The organism is Cohnella baijiui, assembly GCF_020731285.1.
Lineage (GTDB): Bacteria > Bacillota > Bacilli > Paenibacillales > Paenibacillaceae > Cohnella.
Genome location: NZ_JAJFOW010000017.1, coordinates 1 through 26999, shown reverse-complemented (window position 1 = coordinate 26999; position 26999 = coordinate 1). Strand labels below are relative to the sequence as shown.

The following is a 26999-nucleotide window of genomic DNA, read 5'->3' as shown; positions in this document are numbered from 1 at the left end:
CGCCTTACAACACCTTCAACCTCGACGCGCCGGTTTCGCTCAGAGCGGCATCGGCCGGCCCGCGTAGTCGACGAAAAACGTCTCCGCGGGCACCCTCGTCGTTCCTTCGACGAGGTTCAGGATGCCGGCCGCGCTCTCCTCCGGCGACAGCGGCGCCGCCGGACCGCCCATATCCGTGCGGATCCAGCCCGGATGCACGGCGAGCGCGCGGATGCCGCGCGGTTTGAGCTCCTCGCTCAACTGCTTGGAAAACATGTTCAGCGCCATCTTGGAGAGCGCGTACGGGTAGTCGCCACCGTAGGCGCCTGAGAAGCTCCCCGCCTCCGAGGAAATGTTGACGACGATCTCCGCGCCCGACTCGCTCTCCCGCAGGAGCGGCGTCAGATGCTTGGCCACGATGAGCGGGCCATACAGATTCACTTCGAACGTCCGGCGCACGTCCGCCATCGACAGCGAAGCGATTCCGCCGTTGCGGCCCAGCAGCACGCCGGCGTTGTTGACGATGCCGTCCAGCACGAAGCCCTCTGCCTTCAGCTTGGCGGCCAGCCGCTCCGCATCCGTCTCGGAGACGATGTCGAGCGTCTCGACGCGGATCCGGCCGGGATACTGCAGCGCCGCCTCCCCCAGCGCGGAAGCCGCTCCGGCCTCCCGAACGCAGGCGGCGACGGTGTGTCCGCGAGCGGCCGCCTGCTTGGTCAATTCCAATCCGAGCCCTCTGGCGGCTCCGGTAACGAGCAAGTTCATCGAAAATCTCCTCCCCGCGTATCTTCGATCAGCGGTCGTTCTCCAGCAGCTCGATCAGCACCTTCAATTCCTTCATCGTATCAACGTAGGCATATCTTCCGCCGGTGTACTCGCCCTTTTGCTGCAGCGGCATGCCTTGACGGCCAAGCGCCGCCACCTTTTCCTGCATCCCGTCGATGACGAACGCGATATGGTGGAAGCCCTCCCCGTCGCGGTCGAGCGACTCGCGCCAGGTGCTCGGCTGGTCGTCGGGCTCGATGAGCTCCAACTGCAGGGAACCCATATCGAAGAAAGCCAGCTTCGCCCGCGCTTCCGAAGGCGCGCCGCGGTACTCGGTCCGCGCGACGTCCGCGGCGCCCGTCCAGAACCACTGCGGCTTGTCGACGCCGAAGAAATCGGCGTATGCCTGCGACGTTTTCTCGATGTCGCGCACCAGCAGACCGATTTGCGTAATGACGTTGTTGCCCAGCACGTTTTTCTCCATGGAACTCGGGCTCCTTTAGGGTCAATTGAGAGTAAAATCGTTAGCCGACGCTGTCCGGCAGGCGCTTGCACGAGTCCCGCTCGATCAGATGGGAGTGGACCCAATAGCGGACGGGCTCGCTCTCTCCTTCGTTCTCGATGCGGCGGACGACGAATGCGGTGAGCTGCCGCATCATCTCCGCGAAGTCCACCTTCACCGTCGTGAGCGCCGGCGTGAATCGGGCGCTGAGCGCATGGTCGTCGAAGCCGATGACCGACAGGTCGTCCGGCACGGAGAGGCCGGCCTCCTGCAGCGCCCGGATTGCCCCGAAGGCGACGCTGTCGTTCGCCATGATCATCGCCGTCGGCAGCGGTTTTCCCGACTGCAGGCATGCGCGCAGCGCCTCGTATCCGCTCTCCTCCGAGAACCCGCCCGGCAGCACCCATCGCTCCCGGATCGGCAGGCCGTAGTGGCGCATGGCGGCCTCGAAGCCCTCGTACTTGTTCGGGCCCGAGAACCGCTTCATGTCCCCGTTCACGATGCCGATGTCCCGATGGTTCAGCTCGTAAAGGTGGCCGACGGCCATCATCATGCCCCGGTCGTTGTCAAAGTTCACGACGATCCGGTTGGGCTCCACGTCGCGGGGCAGCTCCTGATCGACGATGCCGACGGTAAAGCCTTCCGCGATAAGGTGCTCGATGAACGGCTCCCGGTTGGCGGCCCCGATGAAGATGCCGCCGTCGATGCGCCGCTGATAAAAAATATCCTTCACGCTGCGGACCGCTTCGGCATCCTCGGTCCCCCGCAGGATGTAGGTCAGCACATAGTAGCCGTAGGCCGACGCGTTCTCGATGATGCTGGCGAGCAGCATGTTCGACAGCATGTCGCGGGACACGGGACCGGTTTCGATCATGAACAAGCCGATCGTACGCGTCCGCTTCCCGGCCAGCACCTGCGCGGACAGGTTCGGCACGTAGTTGTACTGATCGATCACCTTCATCACCTTGGCGCGGGTGTCCGGAGGCACGTTGGCATAGTTGTTGATGACGCGGCTGACCGTGCTGCGGGACACGCCGGCCAGGCGGGCGATTTCTACGGAGTTGATCTCCGGCTTTTTCACGGGTCTTCATCCTCGCTTTATAAACACGCGTTCACAAGCTATCTTACCGTCTGCGGACGGGAGCGTCAATCCCCCGCCGTTTCCCCGAATCGCGCCCCTTCTTCCATGTCGTTCCTTCCTAAACTTAACGTTGACGTAAAGGTTAGGTTAGGAATATAATGGCCCGTGTGCAGAAAAACAACGGGGGTGATCGATTGGAACGTCTGATGAAAATCGAAGAAGTCGCCCGGGCATGCGGATTGACGAAGCGGACGGTCCGCTATTACGAAGAGATCGGGCTCATCCCGCCTCCCGAACGGAGCGAAGGCGGCATCCGTTTGTACACCCAAGCGCATATCGACCGGCTGAACAAAATGCTGAACGCCCGAGAGGTGCTCGGCTTCTCGCTGCAAGAGCTGCAGCAGCACCTCGCCATGCGCGACGAGCTCGAAGCCTACCGCAAGTCTCCTCCCCCTCCCGGCGCCGAAGCCGAGGTTCGGACGAAGCTGACCGAGGTGGATCGCCTGATCGCCGAGCACCTGGCGCTGACCGAGCGCAAGATGGAGGGCATCCGGGAACTGCAGGCGGAGCTGCGCGGCATCCGGGAACGGATTCGCAAGCGCCTGGTCCAATTGGAGGACGCCTGAGCGTCCGAACGCATTTGATTCGCATCGTTTACCATTTCTATCCTTTAAGATCTACGGGAGGCTTAACGATCACATGAAATCAACATCCGAACGTTTACCCGGCGAAGGCGGCTTGTTCAACCAGCCCAAAGCGGTCTGGGCGGTCGCCTTCGCCTGCGTCATCTCATTCATGGGCATGGGGCTCGTCGATCCGATCCTGCCGGCGATCAGCAAGCAGCTGAACGCTACGGGAAGCCAGGTATCCCTGCTCTTCTCCAGCTACACGCTCGTCACCGGCCTCATGATGCTCATCACCGGCTTTATCAGCAGCCGCATCGGCCCGAAGTGGACGATGATCGTCGGCATTGCCTTCAACATCGCGTTCTCCGCGTTTGCCGGGATGTCGGACACCGTTTGGCAGATCGTCGGCTTCCGCGGCGGCTGGGGGCTCGGCAACGCCCTGTTCATCGCCACCGCGCTGACGGCCATCGTCGGCCTGTCCACCGGCGGCACCGCCAAAGCCATCATCCTCTACGAGGCGGCGCTCGGTCTCGGCATCTCGGTCGGACCGCTGCTCGGCGGCGAGCTCGGCTCCATCTCCTGGCGCGGGCCGTTCTTCGGCGTCAGCGTGCTGATGGCCTTCGCGTTCGTTGCCATTCTCGTCCTGCTGCCCAAGATCCCGAAGCCCAAAGTCCGCATCTCCATCGCCGACCCGTTCAAGGCGCTCCGGTATCCGGGGCTGCTGACGCTCGGGATCGTCGCCCTGTTCTATAATTTCGGCTTCTTCACCCTGCTCGCCTACACGCCGCTCGTCATGGAGCTCGGCATCCACCAGCTCGGCTACGTCTTCTTCGGCTGGGGCGTCGCGCTCGCCATCACCTCCGTCGCCGGCGCGCCGAAGCTCGCGAGGGCGATGGGTGCCGTCCCCGCCCTGCGCCTCATGCTGCTGCTTTTCGCGCTGGACCTCGCAGCGATGGGCGTCTGGCATGCATCCAAGACGGCGCTCGTCATCCTGGTCATCGTCGCCGGCCTGTTCCTCGGCGTCATCAACACGCTTCTCACGACCGTCGTCATGGGCGCCGCGCCCGTCGAACGCTCCGTCGCCTCGGCTTCGTACAACTTCGTTCGCTTCGTCGGCGGCGCCATCGGCCCGTGGCTCGCGAACAAGCTCCACGAGTGGACGGGCAACGTTCAGCTGCCCTTCTACTTCGGCGCCCTCATCGTGTTCCTAGGCATCGCCGTCACCTGGCTGGGACGCCGGGCGCTGCGGAACGTGGATGCGGGCGGCGGGCATTGACCCGATCTGCAAGATATTCCGACCAAATGCCGTTCAAGGGAGCATGAAGCTCCCTGAGCGGCTTTTCTTTAGCGGCTTTTCTTTAGCGGCTTTTCTTTAGGATTGACAGTTCGCAAACATTCGTGTATCATTAAAATTTGTAGTAAGTGCGACCCTCTGATTTTTCCTCTCAACGGGATGAATATGCTCCCATTCCCCATTCATTTCCTTTTTACCTGGCTGCTGGAAGGAAACACGAATTCGAGACTGGCGCGGCCACAGGAGCCGCAAGAACGACTGAGAGGCAGGGCTTTCGTTGCTTTCGTGCAAGTGATCTAGGAAAGATTGCGCGGTTGCGCTTATGAAAGCAAGTTCGGCAACAACATACCGACTTCCGAAAACAAAGACCCCCGCAGGGTATCCCTGTGGGGGTCGTCCAATTTCCGGGTTATGCGCCGGTTGGCAAGGCGGCCGTCAGCCGACCATCATATGCATCTCGGCCGCGTTTTCGCCTTCGGGCAGCGGATTCTTGGGCTTGGAGAGCAGGAACCCGAGCACCAGGCCCAGCACCGACACGCCGGTGAGGATGAGGAACGTGTAGCCGAACGCGTCGGAGAAGATGCCGAGATCCGGCGCCTGCTTTTGCTGTTGAACGAGCAGATCCTGCATCCGCGTCGTGGACAGCGTGGTTAGGCCCGCGACCGCGAACGACATCATGACCTGCTGCGCCGCGTTCGTCAGCGAGGTGACCCGGCCGACGAGATTTTGCGGCGCCGATTGGATCAGGTACGTATTCAGCGGCATCATGAACAGCCCCATGCCGGCCCCCAGCAGCGCCAGCGGCAGGAGGAACGTGCTCACGCTCGCGTCGCCGGAGATCGTGGACAGCAGATACGCCGCCACCGTCGTGATGACCATCCCGGCCAGGACGAGCGGACGCGCGCCGAAGCGGTCGGACAGTCTGCCGCCGATCGGCATGAAGACGGCCGACGCCAGCGCTTGCGGGATCATGATGAGGCCCGTCTTGAACGCCGAGTAGCCGTGCGCCTGCTGCAGGAACAGCGGAACGAGGAACATCGTGCCGAACAGGGCGATCTGCGAAATCCACTGCACGACGATGCCGCGGCTGAACGTGCTCGAGCGGAAGACGCGCAGCTCCAGAAGCGGGTCCTTGCGTCTCAGCTCGACGACGACGAACAGAATGAGCGCCAGCGCGCCGACGATAATGCCGGCCAACGTCGTCGGCGCGGTCCAATTGGATTCGCCGTTCTTGAACGTGCCGCCTTCGGAGACGCCGTAGACGAGCGCGGCGAACGCGATCGGCGCGAGGACGATGCCGAGCAGATCCAGCGCGGCCACCGACTGCCGGCTGATGTTCGGCAGCGTGCGAATGCCGAGCGCGATGCCGATAATGCCGATCGGCAGGTTCAGCAGGAAGATCCACTCCCAGCTGGCGTAGTCGACGAGGTAGCCGGCCAACACCGGACCGAGCGCCGGAGCCAGCAGGATTGGAATGCCCATCATGCCCATCACCTGGCCGACCTTGCCGGGAGGCGACAGACGATAAATAAACGCCATGGCGATCGGGCTGACGACGCCGCCGCCCAAACCTTGCAAAATACGAAAGACGATCAGCATCTCGACCGAAGTCGAGAGCGCGCACAGGAGCGATCCGATCGTGAACAAGCCGATCGCGATCAAAAAGACGCGCTTCGCGCCGAAGCGGTCGGACAGCCATCCCGCAAGCGGAATGATCGCCGCCTGGGCCAGCGCGTAGCCCGTCACCGTCCATTGCACGAGCGACAAGCTGGTCTGATTGAATTCCACCATCAATTGCGGCAGCGCGACGTTAACCGCCGTGCCGTCCAGGATGACCATGAAGATCCCGACGATGATCGCGATCAGCGGCGCAATGACGCCTTTGATCGACGTTGCGGGTCCCGCGGCTGTTGCCTTGGCTGACATGGTTACTCTCCACTCTCCCTTGAAAGGCCGATCCTTTTCTTCCGCTCCGCCTCTTTCCCCATGCCGTTGACCGCTCCGATAGCCGGCGTTACAATGGTTGTATGGGCTTTTGCGCAAGTTGGCCTTTGTTTAACCGGACAATTGTCCGGATATTTTCGATGTTACCGGACAGATGTCCGGTTGTCAATACGAACCAAGCTCTCATTTCAAAGAAAATCGGGAGGGAATCGCATGGCTGTCCGACGAGAACGCAGCGACGCGGCGCAAAACCGCCGGCTCATCCTGCAAACCGCCCAAGCGCTGTTTGCCCAGCACGGCGTCCAAGCCGTCAGCATGCATCAGATCGCCAAAACCGCGGGCGTCGGCCAAGGCACGCTATATCGCTGTTACGCGCACAAAGGCGAGCTTTGCGCCGAATTGATGGAGAGCCTGGGACGCGAATACATGGACCGGCTGGAAGATTATCTCCGGGACAACAAGCATCTGCCCGCACGGCAGCGCATCGGAGGCGTTATCGAGCTGCTCATCGACTTTATCGACGATAAATACGAGTGGCTTCTGCCGGTTCATTCCCTCCATGCCTGCGAAGACGAATCGGCCTTTTTCCGCTCCGCGGGCTACGCCTTCATCCAGGAGCGTCTATCCGCCTTGTTCCGCGAAGCGGAGGCCGAGAAATCGGCGGGGGCGGGCGAGACGCCGTCACCTATCGCCGATACGAACATCGAGGCGCATGCCGTCCTGTGCGCGCTGCATCCTTCCGGCTACGTCCACCTGCGCGAAGGGCGCGGCTACACCAAGGAGCAGATCAAGGCGAACTACTGCAAGCTGCTTGCCACCTGAACCCCCGCTTGCCGGAAAACAAAAAGGCCGTCCCGCATTAGGTTCACACCCTATGCGCGGACAGCCTTTTCTTGTTGTTCCTGCCGTTGTTCCTGCACGGATCAGGCCCCGTACGTGCCCCTGCTCCGTTCTCTCTCCACCGCTTGACGAACGAACAGGCGCTCCGTAAGCACGACGACGGCGAGCGCGACTTCCACGAGCAGCACGGCGCCGAGGACGTCCATGATCGCGTGCTGCTTGACGAACAGCGTCGACAGGATGATGAGGAACGACATGGAGCCGACAAGCGTGAGATTCAGCCGCGTGCGGAACTTGCTGGCGGCCAGCAGGCGGAATACCATGTAGCTCGAGAAACAGTGAATGCTCGGGAAGCAGTTGTAGGGCTGATCCCGTTGGTACAAATAAGATACGAGCTGCGTGAACGGATCGTTCCCGGTCAGCAGCGGTCTCGGAACGGTCGTCTGAAATACGGAATAGACGAGATAGCACGTCAACGCGCTCAGCGTATACACCGTCAGGGACCGGTAATACACCCGCAAATCCTTGCGATAAAAATAAACGACGCACACGTAGATATAAAAGATCCAAACGGCATAAGGCAGCGCAAAATATTTGACGAACGGAATCGCATGATCAAGCGGCGTCATCAGGTTGTAAATTTTGTCGTCCACCTTGTTCGTAAGCGCATAGATCGCGCCCAATACCGGGAAGATCAGCATGCCGAGCAGCGGCGCCGCTTTCTTGCCGCGGTTTTTCCAGGCTTCCAACATCCCCACCCCTCTCCTTCTCTCTTTTCCATTGGATCGTATCGACGGTTTCGATTAAGGCCGATCCGGCAGCGAGCGAACGTAGCTGTCCGACATGCTAAGCAGCTCCAGCGCATTGTCAAACTGCTGTCGAGTCGCGCTCTTCGGATCCTCCGCGAACCCCGGCAGCGCGCGCGAGGTGCCATCGGTAAAATCCTTGCCCGGAACGAACATCTGCGTATCGTTCTGGAACGAGCCGGTTGGTAAATAATAGCGCTGCGGCAGCAAATTATCGGTTTGATTGAGCAGATCTTGGCCAAAATGAAGATGATCGGCGAGCGAGATGCCCGCCAGGTTGGCGACGGTCGGGAACACGTCCGATTGCGCGCCCACGCCGTCCATGACCTTCGGCTCCATCGCATTGCCCGGCACGTGGACGAGCAGCGGAATGTTAAGCATATCGGGCAGCCCGTATTCGCGGCCGAAGATCTCCTGCATCAAGTCCTTCTCGCGGCTCGTCAGCGAGTAGATCGGCAAGCCTTGGTGGTCGCCGTATAGCACGATAACGCTGTTGTCCCAGACGCCATTCGCCTTCAGCTTCTCGATAAACTGTCCGAGCGCGAAATCGGCGTAATTCTGGGCGCGGATGTAGTTGCCCACCAGCGTATCCTCGTATCGTTCCGGCAAATCCATCTTATACTTGCGCTCGGGCAGATTAAACGGGTGATGGCCCGACATCGAGATGACCTGGACGTAAAAGGGGCTGCCGGCATTCTGCATTTCCGCGAGCTTGTCGGCCGTCTTGTCGTACAGCACCTCGTCCGAGGCGGCGAACATGACCGTGTCCTCGTCGCCGAAAAACTTTTTGTCGTAGTAGGTGTCCCAGCCGAGCGACTTGTACATCTCGTTGCGGTTCCAGAAGACGACGTCGTTCGTGTGGAACGTGGCGGTCTGGTATCCGTTCGCCGCGAACACCTTCGGCATGCTCGGCAATTCCTTGTTGCCGTACTCCTGGGAGGCCGCTCCGTTCATCGGCACGTAGTACGAAGTGTTCACGACGAACTCCGCGTCCGCCGTGTTGCCCTGGCCGACTTGCTGGTAGAAATGGTCGAAGTAGAGGCTCTCCGCCGCCAGCTTGTTGATGTTCGGCGTGATCTCTTGCCCGTCCAGCTTCATGCCGATCAGAAAGTTCTGGAACGCCTCCATCTGGAGGATGATGACATTCTTTCCGGCGGCGACGCCCCAGCCGACCGGCGTGGCCTCCGGCTCGCGGACGCCTTTCAGGCGGTCGATCGCGTCTTGGGTAACGGTCTTCGGATCGACGGGATTGTCCTTGGACGACGCAAACGCGGCATACGCCTCGTAATTCAGAATACCCATCCGCTCCGCCTGCAAAATCTCGTTCATGCTGTCCCGGTACGGCCAGATCGTCAGGATGCAGGCCGCCAGCGAAAGCGTGCCGAGCGCGGTGAAGAGCGAGCGCGAGCTCCTGACTTTGAGGGCGCGGCCCCAGGCGCGGAATTTGCGGCTGGCGATCAGCAGAACAAGCAGGACGACGAAGTCGGTGTAGATGAGCAGAAAATAAGGGTGCAGGAGCGAAAATACGCTGCCTTTGACCTCCGTGACCTGGTTCACCTGCTTCAGCGCGTGGTACGTGACGATGACGCCGAAATATTTGTAATACATAATGACCGCGAAATAGACCGAAGTCATGACCGCATTCATCGTCAAATACATGCCTAGCTTGCGCCTCGGCGCCAGCAGCTCGATCAGGGAGAAGACCACCCAAACCGACGGCAATCCGGTCGCCAGCGGGAGCCAGGCGCGCCATCCTTCAAAGATCACATAACCCGCCAGATACATTTTGAAGATCATCACGATCGTAAAAAAAACGAACGGTTTGGAGAGCCATCTCCAGGCGCGTTCTCTTGTTGTCATCCGAATCCAACCCCTAACGATCTTGCAACTTGCAGTTCAAATCAGCGTATTCATTATAGTCTTTTGGCCCTGCGAAAGAAAGCGATACAAACAATTGGCACCGTTGGCACACCTTAAGTTTCTCTAAATAAGTTATAATGAGGACGACTCGAAAGGAAGTGAGAGCGATATGGCGATCCGCTATACAAGGCCTTACGACAAGATTTTGGACGAATTGTCCGGCGCGCTCGCGACGATCCCCGACTGCTACGAAACGTTCGAGATGAGCGCGGAAGAATGGGACGAACTGCAGCCCGCGGAGCGCGATGTCTGTATCCGCACGCTCGCCGACGATCTCTTCTACGTGCTCGGATCTTCCCCGGCCGCCGAAGCCGGCTCCGGCAAAGTCGAATACGACAAGGCGCACCACGTGATCAAGGTCATGTCGACGCCTCAGCTCGTGCACGTCGTAGGTCTGCGGGAGCAAGCCTAGCCCGCCCAAATACCTGAAGCTCGCGCGCACGCGCCTCCCTCATGGCAAGAGGGGCTGCCCTACAGGTCGTCTAGACCTGGAGGACAGCCCCTCTTCGCGCGATCGCCGGCCGCGGTTATCCGGCGGTACGCCCGCCGAGCAGGCGCCGGATCTCGGGTTCGAGATCTTCCGGCTCGCGCTTGTAATTGTACATCCCGAAAAACGTGCTGGTCGCCTGCGCGTCCGCGCCGATCATCCGGTAAACGGCCGTCGTCTCCGGCGGCGTCGGCACGTTGCGCGTCAACTGGCAGCCCATCTGGAAGCGGGACAGCAGCTTCTTTTCCATGATCTGCCGATAAGCTTGCCCCATCTCCTCCCAGTTGCCGTCCCAATCCCGCCCGTGCTCCGCCAGGATCGCGGCAAGCGTACGCGCGCCGAAGAGCGCGTCGTGCATGCCTTGGCCGATCGTCGGGTCCTTAAACGTCAGCGCGTCGCCAACGAGCGCCCAGCCGGGTCCCATGCCGTCGTGCCAGTCGTTGTCGTACCCGTGCAGCCCGCGGATCGGCCCGCCGATGCGCGCTTTTCGGAGCCGCTCGGGCAACGTCGTGTGTCCGAAGCCCTCCTCGGCGAGCTTGCGGATGCCGGCCTCGGGGTCGGCGACGAAGCGCCGCATCCAGACCTCGTCGTCCAGCGGATACATGAAGCCGATGACGAACTGCCCGTCGCTCGTCGGGAAGGCGATCGCCCATTTGTCCTTCGCCTTGTAGAACTCGACATGGATCTCTCCCTCCTGCGCGAAGCCGTCTACGTAGGCCACATAGGAGGCGAAGTCCGTCGGAACGGCGCGCAGCCTGCGGCTGCCCGCGAGGGAACGGACGGAGGAGAGGCGTCCGTCCGCTCCTACGACGAGTTTCGCGCCGTAGCTGGCCGCGGTCCCGTCCCGGTGACGGCCGGTCACGCCGACGACGCGGCCGCCGTCCCGCAACAGCCCGATTACGCGAAATCCCTCGAGCGTCGCGACGCCCGGCTGGGCCTTCGCCCGATCGAACAGGATGCCGTCGAAGTAAACCCGCTTCACGCAGAGACATTCCGACTCGGCTTCGTCTCCGGGAAAGCGTCCGTCGAGAACCGCTCCGTCGAAGTCGAGCCGCGCCCGGCGGAATACCGGCGTCCCGGTATCCCTCAAGCGGTCGTATACGCCCATTTCCTTTAGCATAGCCAGCGAATTCCCGTACATGTTGTGCGTGGAGAGCGTATCGCTCGGGAAGCTCCCCCGATCGGCGAGCAGCACCTCGTATCCCGCCTCCGACAAGGCGCAAGCCAGCGAGGAACCGGCTACCCGTGCGCCAACGACGATCACGTCGTATTCCTTTTTCATTCCTTTCCCCTTCCCTTCTCGATCCGATCGATCATCTTCCCGATTGTAGGGCGGCGAGCGATCATATGACCAGTTACGCCGGTCATGCGTTGCCGTCATACCGGTCACGCGCGACAGTCATGCCGTTCGCGAATAGGCGCTTCGAGCGAACGCGGACGCTGCCGAAAGGGCAATCGTTTACTTGAATCGCGCTGTGGTATAATGAAATATTAACAAGTACGCTGGTATCAGGCGGGGAAGGAAGCCTCTCATGAGCCACAAGCTGTCCCTTCAACAGATCAAGCTGCTGTGCGGTCAAACGTCCTTTGAGCGCGGCCTCAAATACGAGGAAGCGAACCGCGTCATGGAGGTTGACTACAATCCGGCCGAACGCCGTTACGACGCTTACGTTTGGGGGAGCCAACGCTACGCCGTACGCATCCTGATGGACGATTCGGGCGTCGTCGACGCGCGATGCGACTGCCCCGTCGTTCATACCCAATATTATTGCAAGCATATCGCCGCCGTCCTGATTCATCTCCATGCCGCCCAGCAGCCCGAGCCGATGCCCGCATCGGCGCAGGACGCGCCGCGGCGGGCCGAGCCGGCGCCGACGCCGCTCATTCCCGCCCGCGACATCTTGTTCACCAAGGGACTGATCTCGCTGTTCGACGGCGGCGCGGGAGCGCCGATCGTTCAAGAGGACGCCGATGCCGACCCCGCGGAAGTCGCCTCCGAGCTCGACGTGGAGTTTACTTGCAAAGCCGTTTCCGAGTACAGCCGCTCGCCGCTGCTGGCGATCGAAATGAAGCTCGGTCCCCGGCGTCTTTACGTCGTCCAGAAAATCAAGGAGGTGCTTGGCCGCATCGAGCATCGGCAGCCCTTCGTCTTCGCCAAGCACTTCACCTACGACCCGCTTCTCCACCGCTTCAAGCCGGCGGACCGCGCCATCCTGACCAAGCTCATCGATATCGCGCGCAGCGAGTCGACGTACCGCGACGCCTTCCGCACCCCGCCGGGCAGCTTCTCGCTGCAGCAGGACCGCCTTCTCATCCTGCCGCCGCTCGCATGGAAGGAGCTGCTTCCGCTGTTCGCGGAAGCCGACGTCCGGTTCGAACAGGGCATGCGCACCGCCGAACGCATCACGGTGACGGACGAACCGCCGCCCCTGCATTTCGAGCTGGATCGTGCGCCCGAAATGGACGGCTACCAGCTCGACATCCTGGGCCTGGAGAAGCTGCTCGTTCTGGAAAACTACGGCTATGTCGCCGCGGAAGGCAAGCTTCACGAGGTCGACGACGGTTCGATCCGCCGGATCGAGGAGCTGAAGCGCATGTTCGCCTACAAGCCGGCGAAGCAGGTGCTCATCTCCCCCGCCCAGATGGAACCGTTCATGGACCGCGTCATCCCGGGCCTGAAGCGCATCGGCGAGGTCGGCATCGCCCGGCATATCTCGGACCGGATCGTCAGCCCCCGCATGCAGGCGAAGCTCGACCTCGACTGGGTGAACGATCGCCTGCTTGCCCGGTTGACCTATCGGTACGACGACATCGAGATCGACGCGCTGAAGGCGGACGGAGCGCTGCGCAAGACGGGCACGGACCGCATCCTGCTGCGCGACATCGAGCGCGAGAGCCGGATCATGAGCCTCATCGAACGCGCCGACTTCAAGTACAACGGCAGCGAGCTGTATCTGGACGACGACGAGGAAATCTACCGCTTCCAGTATCGGCTCCTCCCGCAGCTGGAGCGGCTCGCCGAGGTGAACGCCACCGGCGCGCTGCGGACGATGATCCAGTCGACGCCTCCCCAGCCGAAGATGTCGATCGACATCGACTCGCACACGCGATGGTTGGAGGTGCGGTTCGATATCGACGGCATCGACGACGAGGAGATCCGCCATATTCTGCGCAATCTCGTCGAGAAGAAGCCGTATTACCGCCTGTCCAGCGGAGCGTATCTGTCGCTCGAGGACAGCGGTTTTCTCGAAATCTCGCGCCTGATGGACGAGATGGGCGTCCGCAAGCAGGAGATCAAGGGCGCGCGCCTCGATTTGTCCGTCGTCCGCGGCCTTCAGCTCATGGACACCGACGTCCGCGGTCCCAGCGTCAAGCTCGGCCGCTCGCTGCGCCAGCTGCTGGACAACATGAAAAACCCCGACAACCTCGAGTTCGAGGTGCCGCAGGCGCTGTCCGGCATTCTGCGAGACTATCAAAAGTACGGATATCAATGGATGAAGACGCTCGCCCACTACCACTTCGGCGGCATTCTCGCCGACGACATGGGCCTCGGCAAGACGCTGCAGAGCATCGCGTTCATCGTCTCCGTACAGCATGAGCTGCGGGAGTCGGGTCTCCCCGTGCTCATCGTCTCGCCGGCGTCTCTCATTTACAACTGGCGCAACGAAATCGCCCGCTTCGCGCCCGAGCTGAATGTGCGGCTCGCCGCCGGCGCCAAGCAGGAGCGCAGCGACATGCTCGGCGAGCTGGATCGCGTCGACGTGGTCATCACCTCTTATCCGCTGCTGCGCCGGGACATGGAGCTGTATGCGGATCAGCGTTTCCATTCGCTGTTCCTCGACGAGGCTCAGGCGATCAAGAACCACGCGACGCAGACCGCCCACGCGGTCAAGGGCATCCGCGCCGGCTACCGTTTCGCGCTGACCGGCACGCCGATCGAGAATTCGCTCGAAGAGCTGTGGTCGCTCTTCGATGCCGTCTTTCCCGATCTGTTCGGCGGCCGCAAGGCGTTCGCGGATTTGTCCCGCGAGACGATCGCCAGGCGGGCCCGTCCCTTTATCCTCCGCAGGATGAAGAGCGACGTGCTCAAGGAGCTGCCCGACAAGATCGAGACGCTGCAGCATTCCGAGCTGACCGACGAGCAGAAGAAGCTGTACGTCGCCTATCTGGCGAAGCTGCAGGCGGAGACGGTGCTTCATCTGCGCGAGGAAGGCTTCCAGAAAAGCCGCATGCGCATTTTGGCCGGCCTGACCCGCCTGCGCCAGCTCTGCTGCCATCCGTCGCTGTTCGTGGAGCAATACGAAGGAGACTCGGGCAAGATGGAGCAACTGCTCGAGATCGTCGACGAGGCGCTAAGCGGCGGCAAGCGCATGCTCATCTTCTCCCAGTTCACCTCGATGCTGGCGATCATCCGCGAGGAGCTTTCCTTGCGCGGCCTCTCGTGCTTCTATCTCGACGGATCGACGCCTCCGCAGGAGCGCGTCGAGCTGTGCCGCCGCTTCAACGAGGGAGAGAACGACATCTTCCTCATCTCGCTGCGCGCGGGGGGTACAGGGCTGAACCTGACGGGAGCCGATACGGTCATCCTGTACGATCTGTGGTGGAACCCCGCAGTCGAGCAGCAGGCGGCCGACCGGGCGCATCGCATCGGCCAGAAGAAAGTCGTCCAGGTCATCCGCCTCGTCACGGAGGGGACGATCGAGGAGAAGATGTACGAGCTGCAGCAGCGCAAAAAAGACCTCATCGCCGAAGTCATCCAGCCGGGCGAGGAAGCCTTGTCTTCGATTACCGAAGAGGAAATCCGCGAATTGTTAATGATCTAAATCGACGAGCCGCGGCCGGAGATGGAGAATCATCACCTCGGCCGCGGCGGCTTGTCGCCGTCCCGGTCTTCTCCTACGCTCGCATATTCGCACATGAACCCCGGCGTGCGCGCATACGATATTCTGAATGCGCGGTCGAAGATGGCGAAGAATAGACGCGCATGAGCACCCCACCGAGGCAGGTGAGAGCGCATGGCCCCTCTTGAAGCCGCCCCCGGTCCAGGCGAACATGCCGCGCCGCCGTACAAGCTGTCGGCCCCGGGCGTTCGAAAGGCGACCCGTTCGGATGTGCTTCATGACATGCTGACGGCGGTCGCCAGCCAGGAGACGGCCATTTCCTGTCTCCTCCAAGCCGAGGCGATGAAAATACGGGCATTCGCAGGTCCCGGCGGCGATTTTCCCACCTCGCCGTCCCATCAGCAGATCCATGATTTCCAGACCAGCGTCACGCGCATGATCGAGTCGCTGGCCGATATCCAGAGGCTCCTGCTGCACACCGTCGAAAGCGCGCAGTCGCTGCTGGCCGAACAGGAGCGCTGCGATGCGGACGGATGACAAACGGGACGTCTTCGCGAACGCCTATTTGGCTCCTTTTCACGAGGCGCTGGAAGGCATACGGCTCTTGGCCGAGGCCGGCCGGGCGCTCGGCCCGCGTCCGCTGTCGGCTGTCGGGCGATTGCAGGAGGAAACCGTCAAGCTGATGCGAACCTTGGCCGAAATGACGGGAAGCGCGCACCTGCTGCCGCCCGAGCTGTCCCCCCGCGTGCGCCGGTCTCCCAACAGCCAAGCCCCCTCCTTTTTTAACGAAGCGGCCCGAATCTCTCGCGTCAGCCGGGAAAAGCTCTGACCGATGGAGCGCAGTTTAAGCGCTCCTCTTTTTCGCGCCGGCGAGACGCCGGCGGCAGGCGCCCACCGCAGCATCTCGCGGGGAATCCAACTGCGGGATGAGCAACTTCTGCTTGCCGATCCGCAAATGAAAAAGGAGACCTCTCTTCTTCAAAACGAAGACGAGAATCTCCCTATTTATCGATCGATTTCGTGTGCCGGTCAGAACGCAGCAGCCTGCGACCGGGCGACCGTGTGCCGGTTGGCCGGGATCGGGATGCCCAAGTTGCCTCTCAACGTGTCGGACTCGTACGCCGTCCGGTAGATGCCTCGGCGTTGCAGGATCGGCACGACCTGCTCGACGAAGTCGGTCAGCCCGCTCGGGAACGCCGAGTGGATGATGAAGCCGTCCGCCGCCTCTTCTTCATGCCACCGCTGAAGGAGATCGGCGATCTTCTCGGGCGTGCCGATGAACGATCCCCGGGGCGTCGCCGAACGGAGCGCGACTTGGCGGAGCGTCAGCCCTTCCTCCTTGGCCGTCTGCTTGATCTTGTCCGTGCCGCTGCGGAAGCTGTTGCTGCCGAGATCCCCGATGTCCGGGAACGGCTCGTCGAGCGGATATTGCGAGAAGTCGTGATGGTCGAAAAAGCGGCCGAGATAATCGAGCGCCTTGTCGATCGACACGAGGCCGGCGATCTCCTCGTACTTCCGCTCCGCCTCCTCCTCCGTGCTGCCGATGATCGGGCCGATTCCCGGCAGGATGACCAGATCGTCACGAGAGCGTCCGTAGGAGACGGCCCGGTCCTTTACGTCGCGGTAGAACGCCTTGGCGTCCTCGATCAGCTCCTGCCCGGTGAACACGGCGTCCGCTTCCTTCGCCGCCAGGTCCTTGCCGCTCTCCGAGGAGCCCGCCTGGAAAATGACGGGCTGCCCCTGCCGCGATCTGGCGATGTTCAGCGGTCCTTCCACGGAGAAGTAGCGGCCTTTGTGGTTCAGCCGATGCATCTTGGCCGGATCGAAGAAGACGCCGGACGCCTTGTCGCGCACAAACGCGTCGTCCTCCCACGAATCCCACAGCCCTTTGGCGACCTGCAAATATTCTTCGGCGATCCGGTAGCGTTCGTCATGGCTCGGATGCTCCGGCTTGCTATAGTTGCGGGCGGAGCCTTCGAGCGGGGACGTGACGACGTTCCATCCCGCGCGGCCGCCACTGATCATATCGAGCGAGGCGAACTGCCGCGCAACCGTGAACGGCTCGCTGTACGAGCTGGACAGCGTGCCGACGAGACCGATCTTGCTCGTCGCCGCCGCCAGCGCCGACAGAATCGTAATCGGCTCGAAGCGGTTCAGGAAGTGCGGGATCGACTTCTCGTTGATATAGAGGCCGTCTGCGATGAACACCAGGTCGAACAAGCCTTCCTCCGCCTTCTGCGCGGCTTGCACGTAGAAGGGAAAGCTGACGCTGGCGTCCGCCGGAATCTCGGGATGTCTCCAGGCCGAGATGTTCCCGCCTACCCCGTGGATGATCGCGCCGAATTTCAAATTTTTCCGATTGGCCATGTCATTCTCCTCCTTCGTGATTCGATCATTCTGCCGTTTACGCCTCCCGGCCGCCGCTAACACGGCTTCAGAATCCACTGACTCCGTCATTTTGCAGCCTGCGGCTCCGGCAACGCTGTCGCCCTTGCCTATCCCCATCGCCGTCTCCACGCAGCGCATGAACCTGGCAGCCTTCACCGCTCGCGTGTCTTACGACTCCGACAGCGCCGTCTCCGACACGCGCAGCCGATAGCTCTTCACCAGCGTGTCGCCGTTCCAGATATCCTTGTCGGTCGCGCGCTCGAAGCCGAGCCGCTCGTAGAGGCGGACGGCGGATGCCATCATGTCCGACGTATGCAGATGGAGCGTCTCGGCGCCCGCGAGCTTCGCCCGCCTGGCCGATTCGCGGAGCAGCGCCGTCGCCACGCCTTGGCCCCGGGCCTCGGGCGCGACGGCGAGCAGCCGTACGATCGGGGACTCGATCCCGAGGTCCCGTCCGTACGCCGCCAACGAGGAATCGAACAGCGTGGCGCTGCCGACAATCGCCCCTTCCCGTTCGGCGACCAGCCAGTCGGTCGCCCCGGGCCTATCGACGGCATGGGCGATGTTCTCGCGATATTCGCTCCAACGCTCCGCCGGGAGGTCGTGCCGATATTGCTCGTAAGCCGAGAGCAGCACTTGGCGGATGGCTTCGAGATCGGCCATCTCCGCATCCCGAATCCGGAGCTTCGATTCGGCCATCGTCAAGCCCTCCCTTCTTGCGCGGCCAAGCCGGAGCCGGAGCCCACCGATTCGGCGCCGCCCGCACCGGAACCGCTGGAACTGCCGGGGCCGGAGCTGACGGCACTCCAACTCCCGAAGCCTTTGCCGACCGTACCGGCAGCCGCCTTGATCCGTTCGATCTGCCCCACATGATTGTGCGCATGGGCCGCGAACGCCCGAACGACTTGAAGCAGCGTCACAGTCTCCCCCTTGAAGTTGACCGCCGACCGGTCCCAGTCCGCGTCGGACAGCCGGCGCAACAGCAGCGCATGGTACTCGACCAGCGCGTGGAACGCCTCCAGCACATCCACCGCCTCCGCCTCGTTCGCCCGCTGTCCCGCGATCCATGCGTCTTGGGCAAAGGCGGGCAGCCGCGTCTCGGAGCCGGACAGAATCTCCCGAATGCGGAAGGAGATGACGATCGCATGATCGACGAGGTGCGCGAGCACCTCGGTGACGCTCCATTTGGACGGTGCCGGCTTCCAGTGCAGTTCCTCTTCGTTCAGCCCCTTGATGGCGCTCTTCAATTCCTCGTACGTTCGCAGATACGCTTCGATCTCTTGCGCGAATGAACTCATGGCGTCGCCTCCTCCGGCTGCTCCGTCAACGCTTCCTTCAGAATCTCGAACGAACGGACCCGCTTGGCAAAGTCTCCGATGATCGTGGTGAAGATCAGATCCTCGACCCCGTACTTCTCCGACAGCTCCAGCAGCCGCCGGCGCACGACGTCCTTCGTCCCCCTCGTGATGTCCGCGTCCCGCACCTCGGCGGTGTACGTCTCGCCCGCCTGCCGGGCGAATTCCTCGGCCTGCTCGAGCGAGCCGACGTTCACCGTCTTGCCGCTCCCAAGCGTCACGCGGACGCTCTTGAAGGCGCCCGCCAGCTCCGCGGCCTCCTCCTCCGTGTCGGAGGCGATGACCGAGAGCGCCAGGATCGGCTTCGGCTGCCGGCCGGACGCCCGGTTGAAGCGGTCCTTGTACGTCGCGAACGCGCGGCTCGCCGTGTCCGGATCGTTGTTGATAAAGAGGGCGAACGCGTACGGCAAGCCCCGCTCCGCCGCCAATTCGGCGCTGGATACGCTCGTGCCGAGCAAGAAGATGCCGGCGGGCTCGGCGGGCAGCGGATTGGCCTGAAGGCCTGCCAGCGGATGATCCTCCCCCGCCGGGCCCGAGAGGAACCGCTCCAGCTCGGCCAGCTTCACGGACAGTTCCTGCGAATCCGCCTGCCCCTGCTGCAGCGCTCGGGTCGAACGCGGGAGGCCGCCCGGCGCGCGGCCGATGCCGAGCTCCACCCGGCCGGGGGCGAGCGTCGCGAGCACGTTGAAGTTCTCCGCGACTTTGTAGGGGCTGTAGTGCTGCAGCATCACCCCGCCGGAGCCGATGCGGATCCGCTCCGTCTTGGCCAGCAGGTGGGAGATCAGCACTTCCGGCGACGAGCCGGCCGTCTGGCCCGAGTCGTGGTGCTCCGACACCCAGAATCGTTCGTAGCCGAGCGCTTCGGCCAGCCGGGCCAGCTTGACGGTGTTCCCGTACGCTTCCGCGGGCGTCTGCCCGGGGAAGACGATCGTTTGATCCAAGATGCCGAATGTAAATGCCATATCGCTGACACTCCTCTCGCTTAGATCGAATAGACGGCTTCCGGCGTCATCCGCTGCAGGAATTGTCTCGTCCGCTCTTCCTTGGGCGACCGGAACAGCTCGTTCGGCGCGCCCTCCTCCACGACGGCTCCTTGGTCCATGAAGACGACGCGGTTCGCGACTTCCTGGGCGAAATTCATCTCGTGCGTGACGATTATCATGGTGATGCCTTCCTTCGCGATCTTGCGGATGACGGCCAGCACTTCGCCGACGAGCTCCGGATCAAGCGCCGACGTCGGCTCGTCGAACAGGATGACCTCCGGGTTCAGCGCCAGCGCCCTGGCGATGCCGACGCGCTGCTGCTGGCCGCCGGACAGCTGACTCGGGTAGGCGTCCAGCTTCGCGCCGAGCCCGACCTTCTCGAGCAGCTCGACGCTGCGCTTGCGAGCCTCTTCCTTCGGCACCTTTTGCACGACGACGAGTCCTTCCATGACGTTCTCCGCCGCGGTTTTGTGCTTGAACAGGTTGTATTGCTGGAAGACCATCGCCGATTTGCCGCGAAGGCGGTGAATCTCTTGCTTGGACGGGTGCTTGCACTTCACGCGCAGCTCCCCGATCTCGATCTCGCCGTCGCTTGGCCGCTCCAGGTAGTTGATGCAGCGGAGCAGCGTCGTTTTGCCGGAACCGCTCGGTCCCAGAATGGCGACGACCTCCCCTTTGCGCACGGTCAGGTCGATGCCCTTCAGCACTTCGTTGCGACCGAACGATTTGCGGATTTGCGTCAATCGGATCATGCCACTCCACCTCGATTGTAAGAATTGATCCGTTTCTCCAGCAGCGCGGTCAGCCGCTCGATGAGGAACGTCAGCCCCCAGAAAAGCAAAGCCGCCGCGAGATAAGCTTCGAAGAACTTCCAGTTCGTCGCGGCCACGATCTGGGCTTTGGCGTTAATGTCGACGACCGAGGCGGCAAAAGCGAGCGTGGTGGCGTGCAGCATGCCGATAGCGGAGTTGGACAGATTCGGAAGCGCTGCGGCGAAGGCCTGCGGGAAGACGATCCGCCGGAGCGCCTGCGGCGTCGTCATCCCGACGGCGTACGCGGCTTCGATCTGGCCGCGGTTCACCGCCAGCATCCCGGACCGGACGACCTCCGACATGTAGGCCCCCTCCGTGATCGAGAAGGAGATGTAGACGAACCCGATCATCGGGATCGAGACCGACCGAAACGGTATGCCTAGCGACTCGGCAACGGCATCGATGAGCATCGGCAGGCCGAACAGAATGAGCAGCAGATGGGTCAACATCGGCGTGCCCCTGATGAACGTGACGTAGGCCGACGCGATCGGATGAAGCACCGGCACGCGATAGATGCGAACGAGCGCCACGGCCGTCCCGATCAGGATGCCGCATAGGACGGACACGCCCGCGATCTCGAGCGTGGTCGGAATGGCGGACAGCAGCTCTATGAACGCGGTCCAGATGAACGCCGGGTCCAGCTTCATGGCCTTGCCCCCTCCTTCTGAAGTTCAAGCCTGCCAGAGAAGCGGCGGTTCAGCCACTTGCGTCCGCTCGCCGCCCTGCCGTCCCGGTCGCGGTCGCCCTCGTAGCGGAGCAATCGGCGCTCGACGGCGAAGAACAGCTTCTCCAGGGCGATGCTGATGATGAAGTAGATGAGCGCGAGCGACAAGTACGCCTCGAAGAAGTGCTGCGACATCGTCGGGAGCGTCTGGGACTTCCCGGTCAGCTCCATGATGCCGAGGGAAAAGGCAAGCGAGGTGTCCTTGAGCACCGCGATCACCAGGTTGGCGAACACGGGAATGGCGATACCGAGCGCCTGCGGCAGCACGATTCGACCGAACGCCTGATAGCCGGTCATCCCGACCGCGTAGGCAGCCTCGACCTGCCCCCGGTCCACCGCGCCGACCGCGCCGCGGATCGATTCGGAAAGGAACGCGCCGGTATGCAGCGCGTAGGCGAAGATGACGAAATATAGCGCGGGCACCTTGGTGACGTCGATGTGGATCAGCTTCAGCATCTCCGGCATCCCGTAGTAGAACAGGAACAGCTGGATCAAGATCGGCGTGCCGCGAAAGAAGGAGACGTAAACCTGCGAGAACCGCTGCAGGACGGGAATCCGGTACATCCGCGGCAGGGCCACGAGCAGTCCGATGCCGAGGCCGATCAAGAGGGAGCAGCCGACGATCGTCAGCGTGATCCGAATATACGGCAGCAGCTTCACGAAGTAATCGAACACATAGGAGATGTCGAAAGACGTACCCATCCGCGTGCTTCACCGTCCTCCCGAGTCTTCTACTTGGCGTCGTCCGACGTATAGTCCTGACCGAGCCATTCCTTGCTGAGCTTGCCGAGCGTGCCGTCGGCCTTGATCTCCTTGATCGCGCCGTCGACCGCGTCCGAGAGCCGCTGCGAATCGGGATCGTCCTTGCGGAAGACGAACAGAATATCCGCCTCGCTGAGATCGTCGCCGGTCGTCTTCAGCTGCCCCTTCGGATCGATGAGGGACAGCGTGAAATCCGCGCCCAGCGTGGCGTCGACGCGGCCGCTCGCCACTTGGGCCACCGTATCGTTGGCGGCGCCGCTCTGGTAGACGATGTTGATCTTCTTATCGTGCGACTTGTTGTAGTTCTCCAGGATTTGCGCTTCCGCGCTGGTCGCGCTTGTCAGCACTTTTTTGCCGACCAGATCGTCCAGCGAATCGATCGTATCGTTGTCCTTGGCGACGATGATCTTGTTGCGCCAGTGGGCGTAAGGCTCTTTGTTGAACAGGTATTTCGCTTCTCGCTCCGGGTTCTTCTCCATCTCGTGGGCGACGAAGTCGATCTTTTTTGTCTCGAGGCTCAGCAGCAGGTTGGAGAAGTCCAGCGTCTGCAGCTCGAACTCGTAATCCGCCAACCGTTTGTCAATCTCCTTCACGAGCTCGACGTCGAACCCGGTCAGCTTGCCGTTCTCGTCGATGAAGCATACCCGGGGGAACTGCGTCCCCGTGCCGACGACGATCTTCTTCACCGCCGCCGATCCCGAAGCCTCCTGGCTTGGCGTTGGCGAAGCGGATGCCGGCGCCGGCGCCGAACCGGACGGAGACGCCTGGGAAGCCGCTCCCCCGTTCGAATCGTTCTTGTTGCCGCAGCCGGCTAGCACCGATACCAGTACCAACGCGGTCGTGAGCCAAAGACCTTTTCTCATCCTCATACCCTCCGATTCTCTCTTCGCATATGGGCGAATGAACTCCGGTTGACGGGTCGATTCATTCAATGTTTATAATTCATACCCGCATAGTAAGAATTATATTGAAATCAATGTACACCCGTGACTCCGAAGCGTCAATATGCCGGATAATAGAGATCCTCTATCGATCCATGCAACTATTCGATCCATCCGTTCGAGCGGGAGAACCGGTCGTACGCGATGCGGAGGATGTCTTGGAAATATGCGTCATTCTCCCCTTGCCGGCTGATCAGACAGGTCTTCAGCGCGATGCCGGACGTCTCGGGAAAGTCGATCGGCTTCATCAGCCCGAGCGCCTTCTCTTGCCTGACGCTCAAGCCGGGAAGAAAGCAGATTCCCGCCTTCTGCAGCACCAGCTTCTTGGCCGTCTCCAGATTGTCCGTCTGCAGGATCAGATTCGGCAGCGGACTGAGGTTCTCGAACACCCGATGTATCCGCATCCAGTCGAGCGCCCCGCATTCGAAGAACAGGAGCGGCTCTTGCCCGAGCGCTTCGATCGGCAGGCGTTCCGCATCCGCGAACGGATGTCCCCCATAGACGTACAGGCGGATCGGATCTTCGTAGACGACGGCGGACTGCAGATCGGGGTGGCTGATCTTGCGCACGAAGCCGATGTCCAGCTCCTTGTCCAGCACCCGAGCGGCGATGTCGTCCGTCGTGCCGGTCACGAGCTTGAAGCGGAGCAGGGGAAAGCGGGCGCGAAGATCGGGGATCAGCTCGGGCAGCATGTAGTGGGCGACGGACGAGGTGCAGCCGATCCTCAGCTCCTCCTTGTTCGTCATCGTCTGCCGAAGCTGCTGCTTGCTCTTGCGGTACGTATCGATCAATTGCTGAGCGTACGGATGGAACAGCTTTCCCTTTTCCGTCAGGTGCACCTGCTTGCCGACCCGGTCGAATAGGATGCAGTCCAGCTCGCGTTCGAGCGTCTGGATGCGCGCCGTCACGGATGGCTGCGACAGATACAGCGCGTCGGCCGCCTTGTTGAAGCTGCCATAGTGCAGGACGTAGACAAAGGCTTCGATATTTTCGATATTCATGCTTTCGGCCCCCTTCTCCTCCAATCGAATGAAAAGAAAGCCTTCCGTCGAAGAACCGTCGTTCTTCTCGAAAGGCGCTCCGGAAAGCAATCGATCTTCCCGCTTATCGCGTGACAAGTAAAAACGGCTTTGCCGTCTTCCCGAACGGCGACACGTTTTTATCGGAGGTCATGCAGAAATGGTTAAGTGTAGAACTAATACATTCTGTATGACTGACAAAAAGACCTCCCCTTCCCGCATCGAAGGATGCGCAATAGGGAGGTCTCCGATCGATCGGTCAACCCGCCGAACAATGAAGCTAATATTTAATTCTTATATCGCTTACCCGATAACTTTGTTTAAGATCTTAACACGATTCGGAGAAGGGGTCAAACTGGGATTTCCACACCCGGCCAAGATCCAGCCGGTCATCGGCACGGCCAACCCCGCCCGCATTCGCGCCTGCGCGGACGCCGAGAAGGTCGAGCTCTCCCGCGAGGAATGGTATTCGCTGTACCTCGCCTCGCGCGGACGGGCGCTGCCTTGACCCGAGCACGCACGAAGACAAGCGCCCTGCCGTTGCGGCAGGGCGCTTGTTCGTGCGCAGGGAGCGGCCCTGCCTGGGCGGGCGCCTGGGCGCCGCTTCGCGCGGGTAGGCCGCGTTTTGCGGCCAGGCTGGCACGTATGCGTCGCTGCTTCTCTCCCCCGTTTCTCCTTAACCTAGGTGATCGGCTTCACCGACAATTGCTGCGCCACCGGATCAAGCAGCCATTGGCCGTTCTGCTTCCGTGCGGCGTTGGCGACCGTGACGCTACTCTTGACCTTCTGGCCGCCGGCGTTCACTTCCGTGGTCGCGACGAACAAGAGGGTCGCACTGTCCGACCCGTTGTAGTCGGCTACGACCACTTTGTCCAGCGTCAGCGAGGCATCGTAGTCTTCAAACACCTGCTGGAGCTCATCGGCTACATCTTCTTGCGTCACGTCGTCGGTATAGAACATCGTCGCCAGATAATCTTCGAGATTCTCCGCGTTCGAAGCTGCCGCTTGCTTCTCCAGCACGGCCTTGATCGCCGACTCCTCCGACGCCGGCAGCGCAGCCGGGTGCGCCAGCAGCTCGTCGATATTGGTGAATTCCGTCGACAGCACTTCTGCCGAGTAGATTCGCCACTGCCCGTCCACGCCCGGATGGAGCGTATACTGCACCTCCGAGCGGGTGTTCGGATAGAAGCCGCCGCTGACCTTCTTGGTCTCCTCTACCGTGACCACGGTAGCCTCCTGATCAGCGTAAGCGCGAATCTCTTTGCTGACGAAAGAGGTCGCAGTCTTCACAACCTGGAATTGCGCCTTCAGCGCGTCGGCCAACCCGGCCTTCTGCGGCGAATCGTCCGCGAACAGCGACGCCAGAGCATCCGCGTCCGCCGCAGCCTCGGCCGTCGCCAGCTTTTCCAGTACAGGATAGAGCGCCGCCTCTTGCGGATTGACAGTCACGTTGTCGACCATCGCGACCGTCCGGCTCTCCGGCTGCCACTCGACCTTCTTGTCCGAGAGCGAGCCGAGGAATTTCACGCCGATAAAGGTGCTTCCGTTGATCACCTTGAGCTGTCCGTCGATGGGAATGGACTGGCCGCCCGCGAGAGCATCCGCCCCGCCAACCGTCATCTCCAGTTCGCGCTGGTCGGACTTGGCCTTGATCCGCTTTGTCGCCTCGGCATAATCGACCGTGTAACCCAACTGCTTGAACAGCGGACGGAACGCGACGTACACCCTTCCCTTCACGATGACCGGCGCCGTCTCGAACTGCAACGCGCTCCCGTTTAACGTGACCTGAATCGGCTGGTCCTTAGCCGCTGCGGAGGCCGTACCTGCGGAAGCAGTGCCTGCGGAGGCCAACAGCACCGCTGCGGCCAGCCATCCGGTCCATCGTTTTTTCATCATTCGATTCCCCTATCCGATGAGATTTGCCCAGCATGCGCTGCGACATTAACCCCCATCTTACTTCCAATCCCATCGGGATAAAAGGACAAAAAGACGGAATCTCCTACTATCTGACCAGGACCGAATCAGGTGTTCATGGGAGCTCCCTGTCGGGCGGAAAGTCCCTTATAATGGAGAGACAAAGTGCGGTTCGCGCCAAAAGGAGGACGCCGATGCGCGAAGAGGTTCGGCTGGCAAGACCGACAACGGACTTGCGCGAGGAGTACGTTTCGTTTTACCGGGAATGGCTGGCGAGCGGAGAAGACATGGTTCCTTGGGTGATCGAGCGGGACCCGACGGATTTTGCGGCGATGGTCCGGTTTCTGCTCGACAACGAGAAAGGGGAACATCTCCCCGAAGGATGGGTCCCCGACTCCACCTTCTGGTTGGTCGGCTCGTCCGGCCGGGTGCTCGGGGCCGTCAACATCCGGCACCGGCTGACCGACAAGCTCCTCCAAAGCGGAGGGCATATCGGCTACGGCATCCGGCCGTCGGAGCGAAGGAAGGGCTACGCTACCCGGCTGCTGTCCCTGACGCTCGAGATGACCCGATCATGGGGCTGGGACCGGGTGCTGGTCGTCTGCGACGCGGACAATATCGCCTCCGAGCGCACGATCGTCAATAACGGCGGCGTGCCTGACGCGAGCTACATCGAAGAAAACGGCAACGTGGTGAAACGGTTCTGGATCGATCTGCGGCCGGACGGGAGACCCCAGCTTCCACGCTAAGTGAAGGTTGGCTTCATTGGAAATAATTGACGATCCTTCCACTCCTGACGGCTGCCTTGGACGCTTGGCCATCTGCGAGGCTGGTTTCGAATGACTCAGTTGGGTCTTGGTGAAAATTCGTCGGATTCCGGCCGATGGTTCGCCACTGGTGTATGCCATTTGGCCTTGTTTGTGCTCGGTTCGGGTCGCTTAGTAAATTAGTTGCATTCGTAGTTACTACTTAGGTCACTGAATAAAACTTCCACATAAGGGGTAATGGAAATTACC

General features: G+C 61.6%; 25 protein-coding genes and 1 pseudogene. 9 read left to right on the top strand and 17 right to left on the bottom strand.

The window, feature by feature from the left end; all coding sequences use genetic code 11:
• Positions 1–39 precede the first annotated feature (39 nt).
• From LKX83_RS16605 to LKX83_RS16595, 3 genes are read right to left on the bottom strand one after another with little or no spacing between them, the layout of a single operon-like run.
• Positions 40–744, bottom strand: a complete 705-nt coding sequence (locus tag LKX83_RS16605) for an SDR family oxidoreductase (protein WP_227883409.1) — start codon at positions 742–744, stop codon at positions 40–42.
• Positions 745–772: 28 nt separating this feature from the next.
• Positions 773–1228 carry a VOC family protein gene (locus LKX83_RS16600; protein WP_227883408.1) on the bottom strand — a complete coding sequence of 152 codons (456 nt, stop codon included), beginning with the start codon at positions 1226–1228 and terminating at the stop codon, positions 773–775.
• Between the two features lie 40 nt (positions 1229–1268).
• A complete protein-coding gene (locus LKX83_RS16595) occupies positions 1269–2327 on the bottom strand; it encodes a LacI family DNA-binding transcriptional regulator (RefSeq protein WP_227883407.1) in 1059 nt (352 codons plus the stop codon).
• A 194-nt stretch (positions 2328–2521) separates the two neighbouring features.
• On the opposite strand from LKX83_RS16595, the gene LKX83_RS16590 reads away from it, so the two are divergent.
• Together LKX83_RS16590 and LKX83_RS16585 are read left to right on the top strand one after the other, a co-directional pair.
• Positions 2522–2953 (top strand): MerR family transcriptional regulator, encoded by a 432-nt coding sequence (locus LKX83_RS16590; protein WP_227883406.1) that lies wholly within the window; start codon positions 2522–2524, stop codon positions 2951–2953.
• A 73-nt stretch (positions 2954–3026) separates the two neighbouring features.
• Positions 3027–4229 carry an MFS transporter gene (locus LKX83_RS16585; protein WP_227883405.1) on the top strand — a complete coding sequence of 401 codons (1203 nt, stop codon included), beginning with the start codon at positions 3027–3029 and terminating at the stop codon, positions 4227–4229.
• A gap of 453 nt (positions 4230–4682) precedes the next feature.
• Here the strand turns inward: LKX83_RS16585 and LKX83_RS16580 are convergent, their stop codons facing one another.
• Entirely contained in the window at positions 4683–6173 is a 1491-nt protein-coding gene (locus LKX83_RS16580; protein ID WP_227883404.1) for a DHA2 family efflux MFS transporter permease subunit, read from the bottom strand.
• Between the two features lie 231 nt (positions 6174–6404).
• Here LKX83_RS16580 and LKX83_RS16575 point away from each other — a divergent pair, with 231 nt between their 5' ends.
• Positions 6405–7013: a TetR/AcrR family transcriptional regulator gene (locus tag LKX83_RS16575; RefSeq protein ID WP_227883403.1), complete on the top strand. Its 609-nt coding sequence runs from the start codon at positions 6405–6407 to the stop codon at positions 7011–7013.
• 101 nt (positions 7014–7114) lie between these two features.
• On the opposite strand, the gene LKX83_RS16570 is transcribed toward LKX83_RS16575, so the two are convergent.
• Entirely contained in the window at positions 7115–7783 is a 669-nt protein-coding gene (locus tag LKX83_RS16570; RefSeq protein WP_227883402.1) for a phosphatase PAP2 family protein, read from the bottom strand.
• A 51-nt stretch (positions 7784–7834) separates the two neighbouring features.
• Positions 7835–9697 (bottom strand): LTA synthase family protein, encoded by a 1863-nt coding sequence (locus LKX83_RS16565; protein WP_227883401.1) that lies wholly within the window; start codon positions 9695–9697, stop codon positions 7835–7837.
• 169 nt (positions 9698–9866) lie between these two features.
• Here LKX83_RS16565 and LKX83_RS16560 point away from each other — a divergent pair, with 169 nt between their 5' ends.
• The gene (locus LKX83_RS16560) at positions 9867–10169 is read left to right on the top strand and encodes a hypothetical protein (protein ID WP_227883400.1); all 303 of its coding nucleotides are present in this window, start codon (positions 9867–9869) and stop codon (positions 10167–10169) included.
• A 115-nt stretch (positions 10170–10284) separates the two neighbouring features.
• Here LKX83_RS16560 and LKX83_RS16555 read toward each other — a convergent pair whose 3' ends face one another.
• Positions 10285–11526, bottom strand: coding sequence for an NAD(P)/FAD-dependent oxidoreductase (locus LKX83_RS16555; protein ID WP_227883399.1), 1242 nt, complete (start codon positions 11524–11526; stop codon positions 10285–10287).
• Between the two features lie 250 nt (positions 11527–11776).
• On the opposite strand from LKX83_RS16555, the gene LKX83_RS16550 reads away from it, so the two are divergent.
• The 3 genes from LKX83_RS16550 (at position 11777) to LKX83_RS16540 (ending at position 15914) form a co-directional block, all read left to right on the top strand.
• The gene (locus LKX83_RS16550) at positions 11777–15067 is read left to right on the top strand and encodes a DEAD/DEAH box helicase (protein WP_227883398.1); all 3291 of its coding nucleotides are present in this window, start codon (positions 11777–11779) and stop codon (positions 15065–15067) included.
• A gap of 192 nt (positions 15068–15259) precedes the next feature.
• Positions 15260–15622 carry an alpha-helical endospore appendage domain-containing protein gene (locus LKX83_RS16545; protein WP_227883397.1) on the top strand — a complete coding sequence of 121 codons (363 nt, stop codon included), beginning with the start codon at positions 15260–15262 and terminating at the stop codon, positions 15620–15622.
• Positions 15609–15914: a hypothetical protein gene (locus tag LKX83_RS16540; protein ID WP_227883396.1), complete on the top strand. Its 306-nt coding sequence runs from the start codon at positions 15609–15611 to the stop codon at positions 15912–15914. The genes LKX83_RS16545 and LKX83_RS16540 overlap by 14 nt, the downstream gene beginning before the upstream one ends.
• Before the next feature lie 200 nt (positions 15915–16114).
• On the opposite strand, the gene LKX83_RS16535 is transcribed toward LKX83_RS16540, so the two are convergent.
• From LKX83_RS16535 to LKX83_RS16495, 9 genes are all read right to left on the bottom strand, one after another.
• Positions 16115–17452 (bottom strand): LLM class flavin-dependent oxidoreductase, encoded by a 1338-nt coding sequence (locus LKX83_RS16535; RefSeq protein WP_227883395.1) that lies wholly within the window; start codon positions 17450–17452, stop codon positions 16115–16117.
• A gap of 189 nt (positions 17453–17641) precedes the next feature.
• Positions 17642–18172 (bottom strand): GNAT family N-acetyltransferase, encoded by a 531-nt coding sequence (locus LKX83_RS16530; RefSeq protein ID WP_227883394.1) that lies wholly within the window; start codon positions 18170–18172, stop codon positions 17642–17644.
• Positions 18173–18174: 2 nt separating this feature from the next.
• On the bottom strand, positions 18175–18771 hold the full coding sequence (locus LKX83_RS16525) for a DinB family protein (protein ID WP_370639090.1): 597 nt from the start codon (positions 18769–18771) through the stop codon (positions 18175–18177).
• Positions 18768–19790 carry an LLM class flavin-dependent oxidoreductase gene (locus LKX83_RS16520; protein WP_227883393.1) on the bottom strand — a complete coding sequence of 341 codons (1023 nt, stop codon included), beginning with the start codon at positions 19788–19790 and terminating at the stop codon, positions 18768–18770. The genes LKX83_RS16525 and LKX83_RS16520 overlap by 4 nt, the downstream gene beginning before the upstream one ends.
• A 20-nt stretch (positions 19791–19810) precedes the next feature.
• Positions 19811–20563 carry an amino acid ABC transporter ATP-binding protein gene (locus tag LKX83_RS16515; RefSeq protein WP_227883392.1) on the bottom strand — a complete coding sequence of 251 codons (753 nt, stop codon included), beginning with the start codon at positions 20561–20563 and terminating at the stop codon, positions 19811–19813.
• Positions 20560–21270 (bottom strand): amino acid ABC transporter permease, encoded by a 711-nt coding sequence (locus tag LKX83_RS16510; RefSeq protein ID WP_227883391.1) that lies wholly within the window; start codon positions 21268–21270, stop codon positions 20560–20562. Before LKX83_RS16510 ends, LKX83_RS16515 begins: the two co-directional genes overlap by 4 nt.
• Positions 21267–22049 carry an amino acid ABC transporter permease gene (locus LKX83_RS16505; protein WP_227883390.1) on the bottom strand — a complete coding sequence of 261 codons (783 nt, stop codon included), beginning with the start codon at positions 22047–22049 and terminating at the stop codon, positions 21267–21269. Before LKX83_RS16505 ends, LKX83_RS16510 begins: the two co-directional genes overlap by 4 nt.
• 29 nt (positions 22050–22078) lie before the next feature.
• The gene (locus LKX83_RS16500) at positions 22079–22972 is read right to left on the bottom strand and encodes a transporter substrate-binding domain-containing protein (RefSeq protein ID WP_227883389.1); all 894 of its coding nucleotides are present in this window, start codon (positions 22970–22972) and stop codon (positions 22079–22081) included.
• 179 nt (positions 22973–23151) lie between these two features.
• Positions 23152–24051, bottom strand: coding sequence for a LysR family transcriptional regulator (locus LKX83_RS16495; protein ID WP_227883388.1), 900 nt, complete (start codon positions 24049–24051; stop codon positions 23152–23154).
• 361 nt (positions 24052–24412) lie between these two features.
• Between LKX83_RS16495 and LKX83_RS16490 the strand changes: the two are divergent.
• Positions 24413–24577, top strand: a pseudogene (locus tag LKX83_RS16490) (aldo/keto reductase); the annotation flags it as partial.
• Positions 24578–24750: 173 nt separating this feature from the next.
• On the opposite strand, the gene LKX83_RS16485 reads toward LKX83_RS16490, so the two are convergent.
• On the bottom strand, positions 24751–25962 hold the full coding sequence (locus LKX83_RS16485) for a copper amine oxidase N-terminal domain-containing protein (protein ID WP_227883387.1): 1212 nt from the start codon (positions 25960–25962) through the stop codon (positions 24751–24753).
• A 215-nt stretch (positions 25963–26177) separates the two neighbouring features.
• Here LKX83_RS16485 and LKX83_RS16480 point away from each other — a divergent pair, with 215 nt between their 5' ends.
• Entirely contained in the window at positions 26178–26732 is a 555-nt protein-coding gene (locus LKX83_RS16480; RefSeq protein ID WP_227883386.1) for a GNAT family N-acetyltransferase, read from the top strand.
• The last annotated feature ends 267 nt before the right edge of the window (positions 26733–26999 follow it).

Coding starts and splice junctions, on each gene's coding strand:
- LKX83_RS16525 (WP_370639090.1), bottom strand. CDS start 18,771: ATGAGTTCATTCGCGCAAGAGATCGAAGCGTATCTGCGAACGTACGAG.
- LKX83_RS16535 (WP_227883395.1), bottom strand. CDS start 17,452: ATGGCCAATCGGAAAAATTTGAAATTCGGCGCGATCATCCACGGGGTA.
- LKX83_RS16565 (WP_227883401.1), bottom strand. CDS start 9,697: ATGACAACAAGAGAACGCGCCTGGAGATGGCTCTCCAAACCGTTCGTT.
- LKX83_RS16500 (WP_227883389.1), bottom strand. CDS start 22,972: ATGAGAAAAGGTCTTTGGCTCACGACCGCGTTGGTACTGGTATCGGTG.
- LKX83_RS16550 (WP_227883398.1), top strand. CDS start 11,777: ATGAGCCACAAGCTGTCCCTTCAACAGATCAAGCTGCTGTGCGGTCAA.
- LKX83_RS16530 (WP_227883394.1), bottom strand. CDS start 18,172: ATGGCCGAATCGAAGCTCCGGATTCGGGATGCGGAGATGGCCGATCTC.
- LKX83_RS16495 (WP_227883388.1), bottom strand. CDS start 24,051: ATGAATATCGAAAATATCGAAGCCTTTGTCTACGTCCTGCACTATGGC.
- LKX83_RS16480 (WP_227883386.1), top strand. CDS start 26,178: ATGCGCGAAGAGGTTCGGCTGGCAAGACCGACAACGGACTTGCGCGAG.
- LKX83_RS16600 (WP_227883408.1), bottom strand. CDS start 1,228: ATGGAGAAAAACGTGCTGGGCAACAACGTCATTACGCAAATCGGTCTG.
- LKX83_RS16560 (WP_227883400.1), top strand. CDS start 9,867: ATGGCGATCCGCTATACAAGGCCTTACGACAAGATTTTGGACGAATTG.
- LKX83_RS16585 (WP_227883405.1), top strand. CDS start 3,027: ATGAAATCAACATCCGAACGTTTACCCGGCGAAGGCGGCTTGTTCAAC.
- LKX83_RS16570 (WP_227883402.1), bottom strand. CDS start 7,783: ATGTTGGAAGCCTGGAAAAACCGCGGCAAGAAAGCGGCGCCGCTGCTC.
- LKX83_RS16510 (WP_227883391.1), bottom strand. CDS start 21,270: ATGAAGCTGGACCCGGCGTTCATCTGGACCGCGTTCATAGAGCTGCTG.
- LKX83_RS16505 (WP_227883390.1), bottom strand. CDS start 22,049: ATGGGTACGTCTTTCGACATCTCCTATGTGTTCGATTACTTCGTGAAG.
- LKX83_RS16520 (WP_227883393.1), bottom strand. CDS start 19,790: ATGGCATTTACATTCGGCATCTTGGATCAAACGATCGTCTTCCCCGGG.
- LKX83_RS16555 (WP_227883399.1), bottom strand. CDS start 11,526: ATGAAAAAGGAATACGACGTGATCGTCGTTGGCGCACGGGTAGCCGGT.
- LKX83_RS16580 (WP_227883404.1), bottom strand. CDS start 6,173: ATGTCAGCCAAGGCAACAGCCGCGGGACCCGCAACGTCGATCAAAGGC.
- LKX83_RS16545 (WP_227883397.1), top strand. CDS start 15,260: ATGGCCCCTCTTGAAGCCGCCCCCGGTCCAGGCGAACATGCCGCGCCG.
- LKX83_RS16540 (WP_227883396.1), top strand. CDS start 15,609: ATGCGGACGGATGACAAACGGGACGTCTTCGCGAACGCCTATTTGGCT.
- LKX83_RS16575 (WP_227883403.1), top strand. CDS start 6,405: ATGGCTGTCCGACGAGAACGCAGCGACGCGGCGCAAAACCGCCGGCTC.
- LKX83_RS16485 (WP_227883387.1), bottom strand. CDS start 25,962: ATGAAAAAACGATGGACCGGATGGCTGGCCGCAGCGGTGCTGTTGGCC.
- LKX83_RS16605 (WP_227883409.1), bottom strand. CDS start 744: ATGAACTTGCTCGTTACCGGAGCCGCCAGAGGGCTCGGATTGGAATTG.
- LKX83_RS16515 (WP_227883392.1), bottom strand. CDS start 20,563: ATGATCCGATTGACGCAAATCCGCAAATCGTTCGGTCGCAACGAAGTG.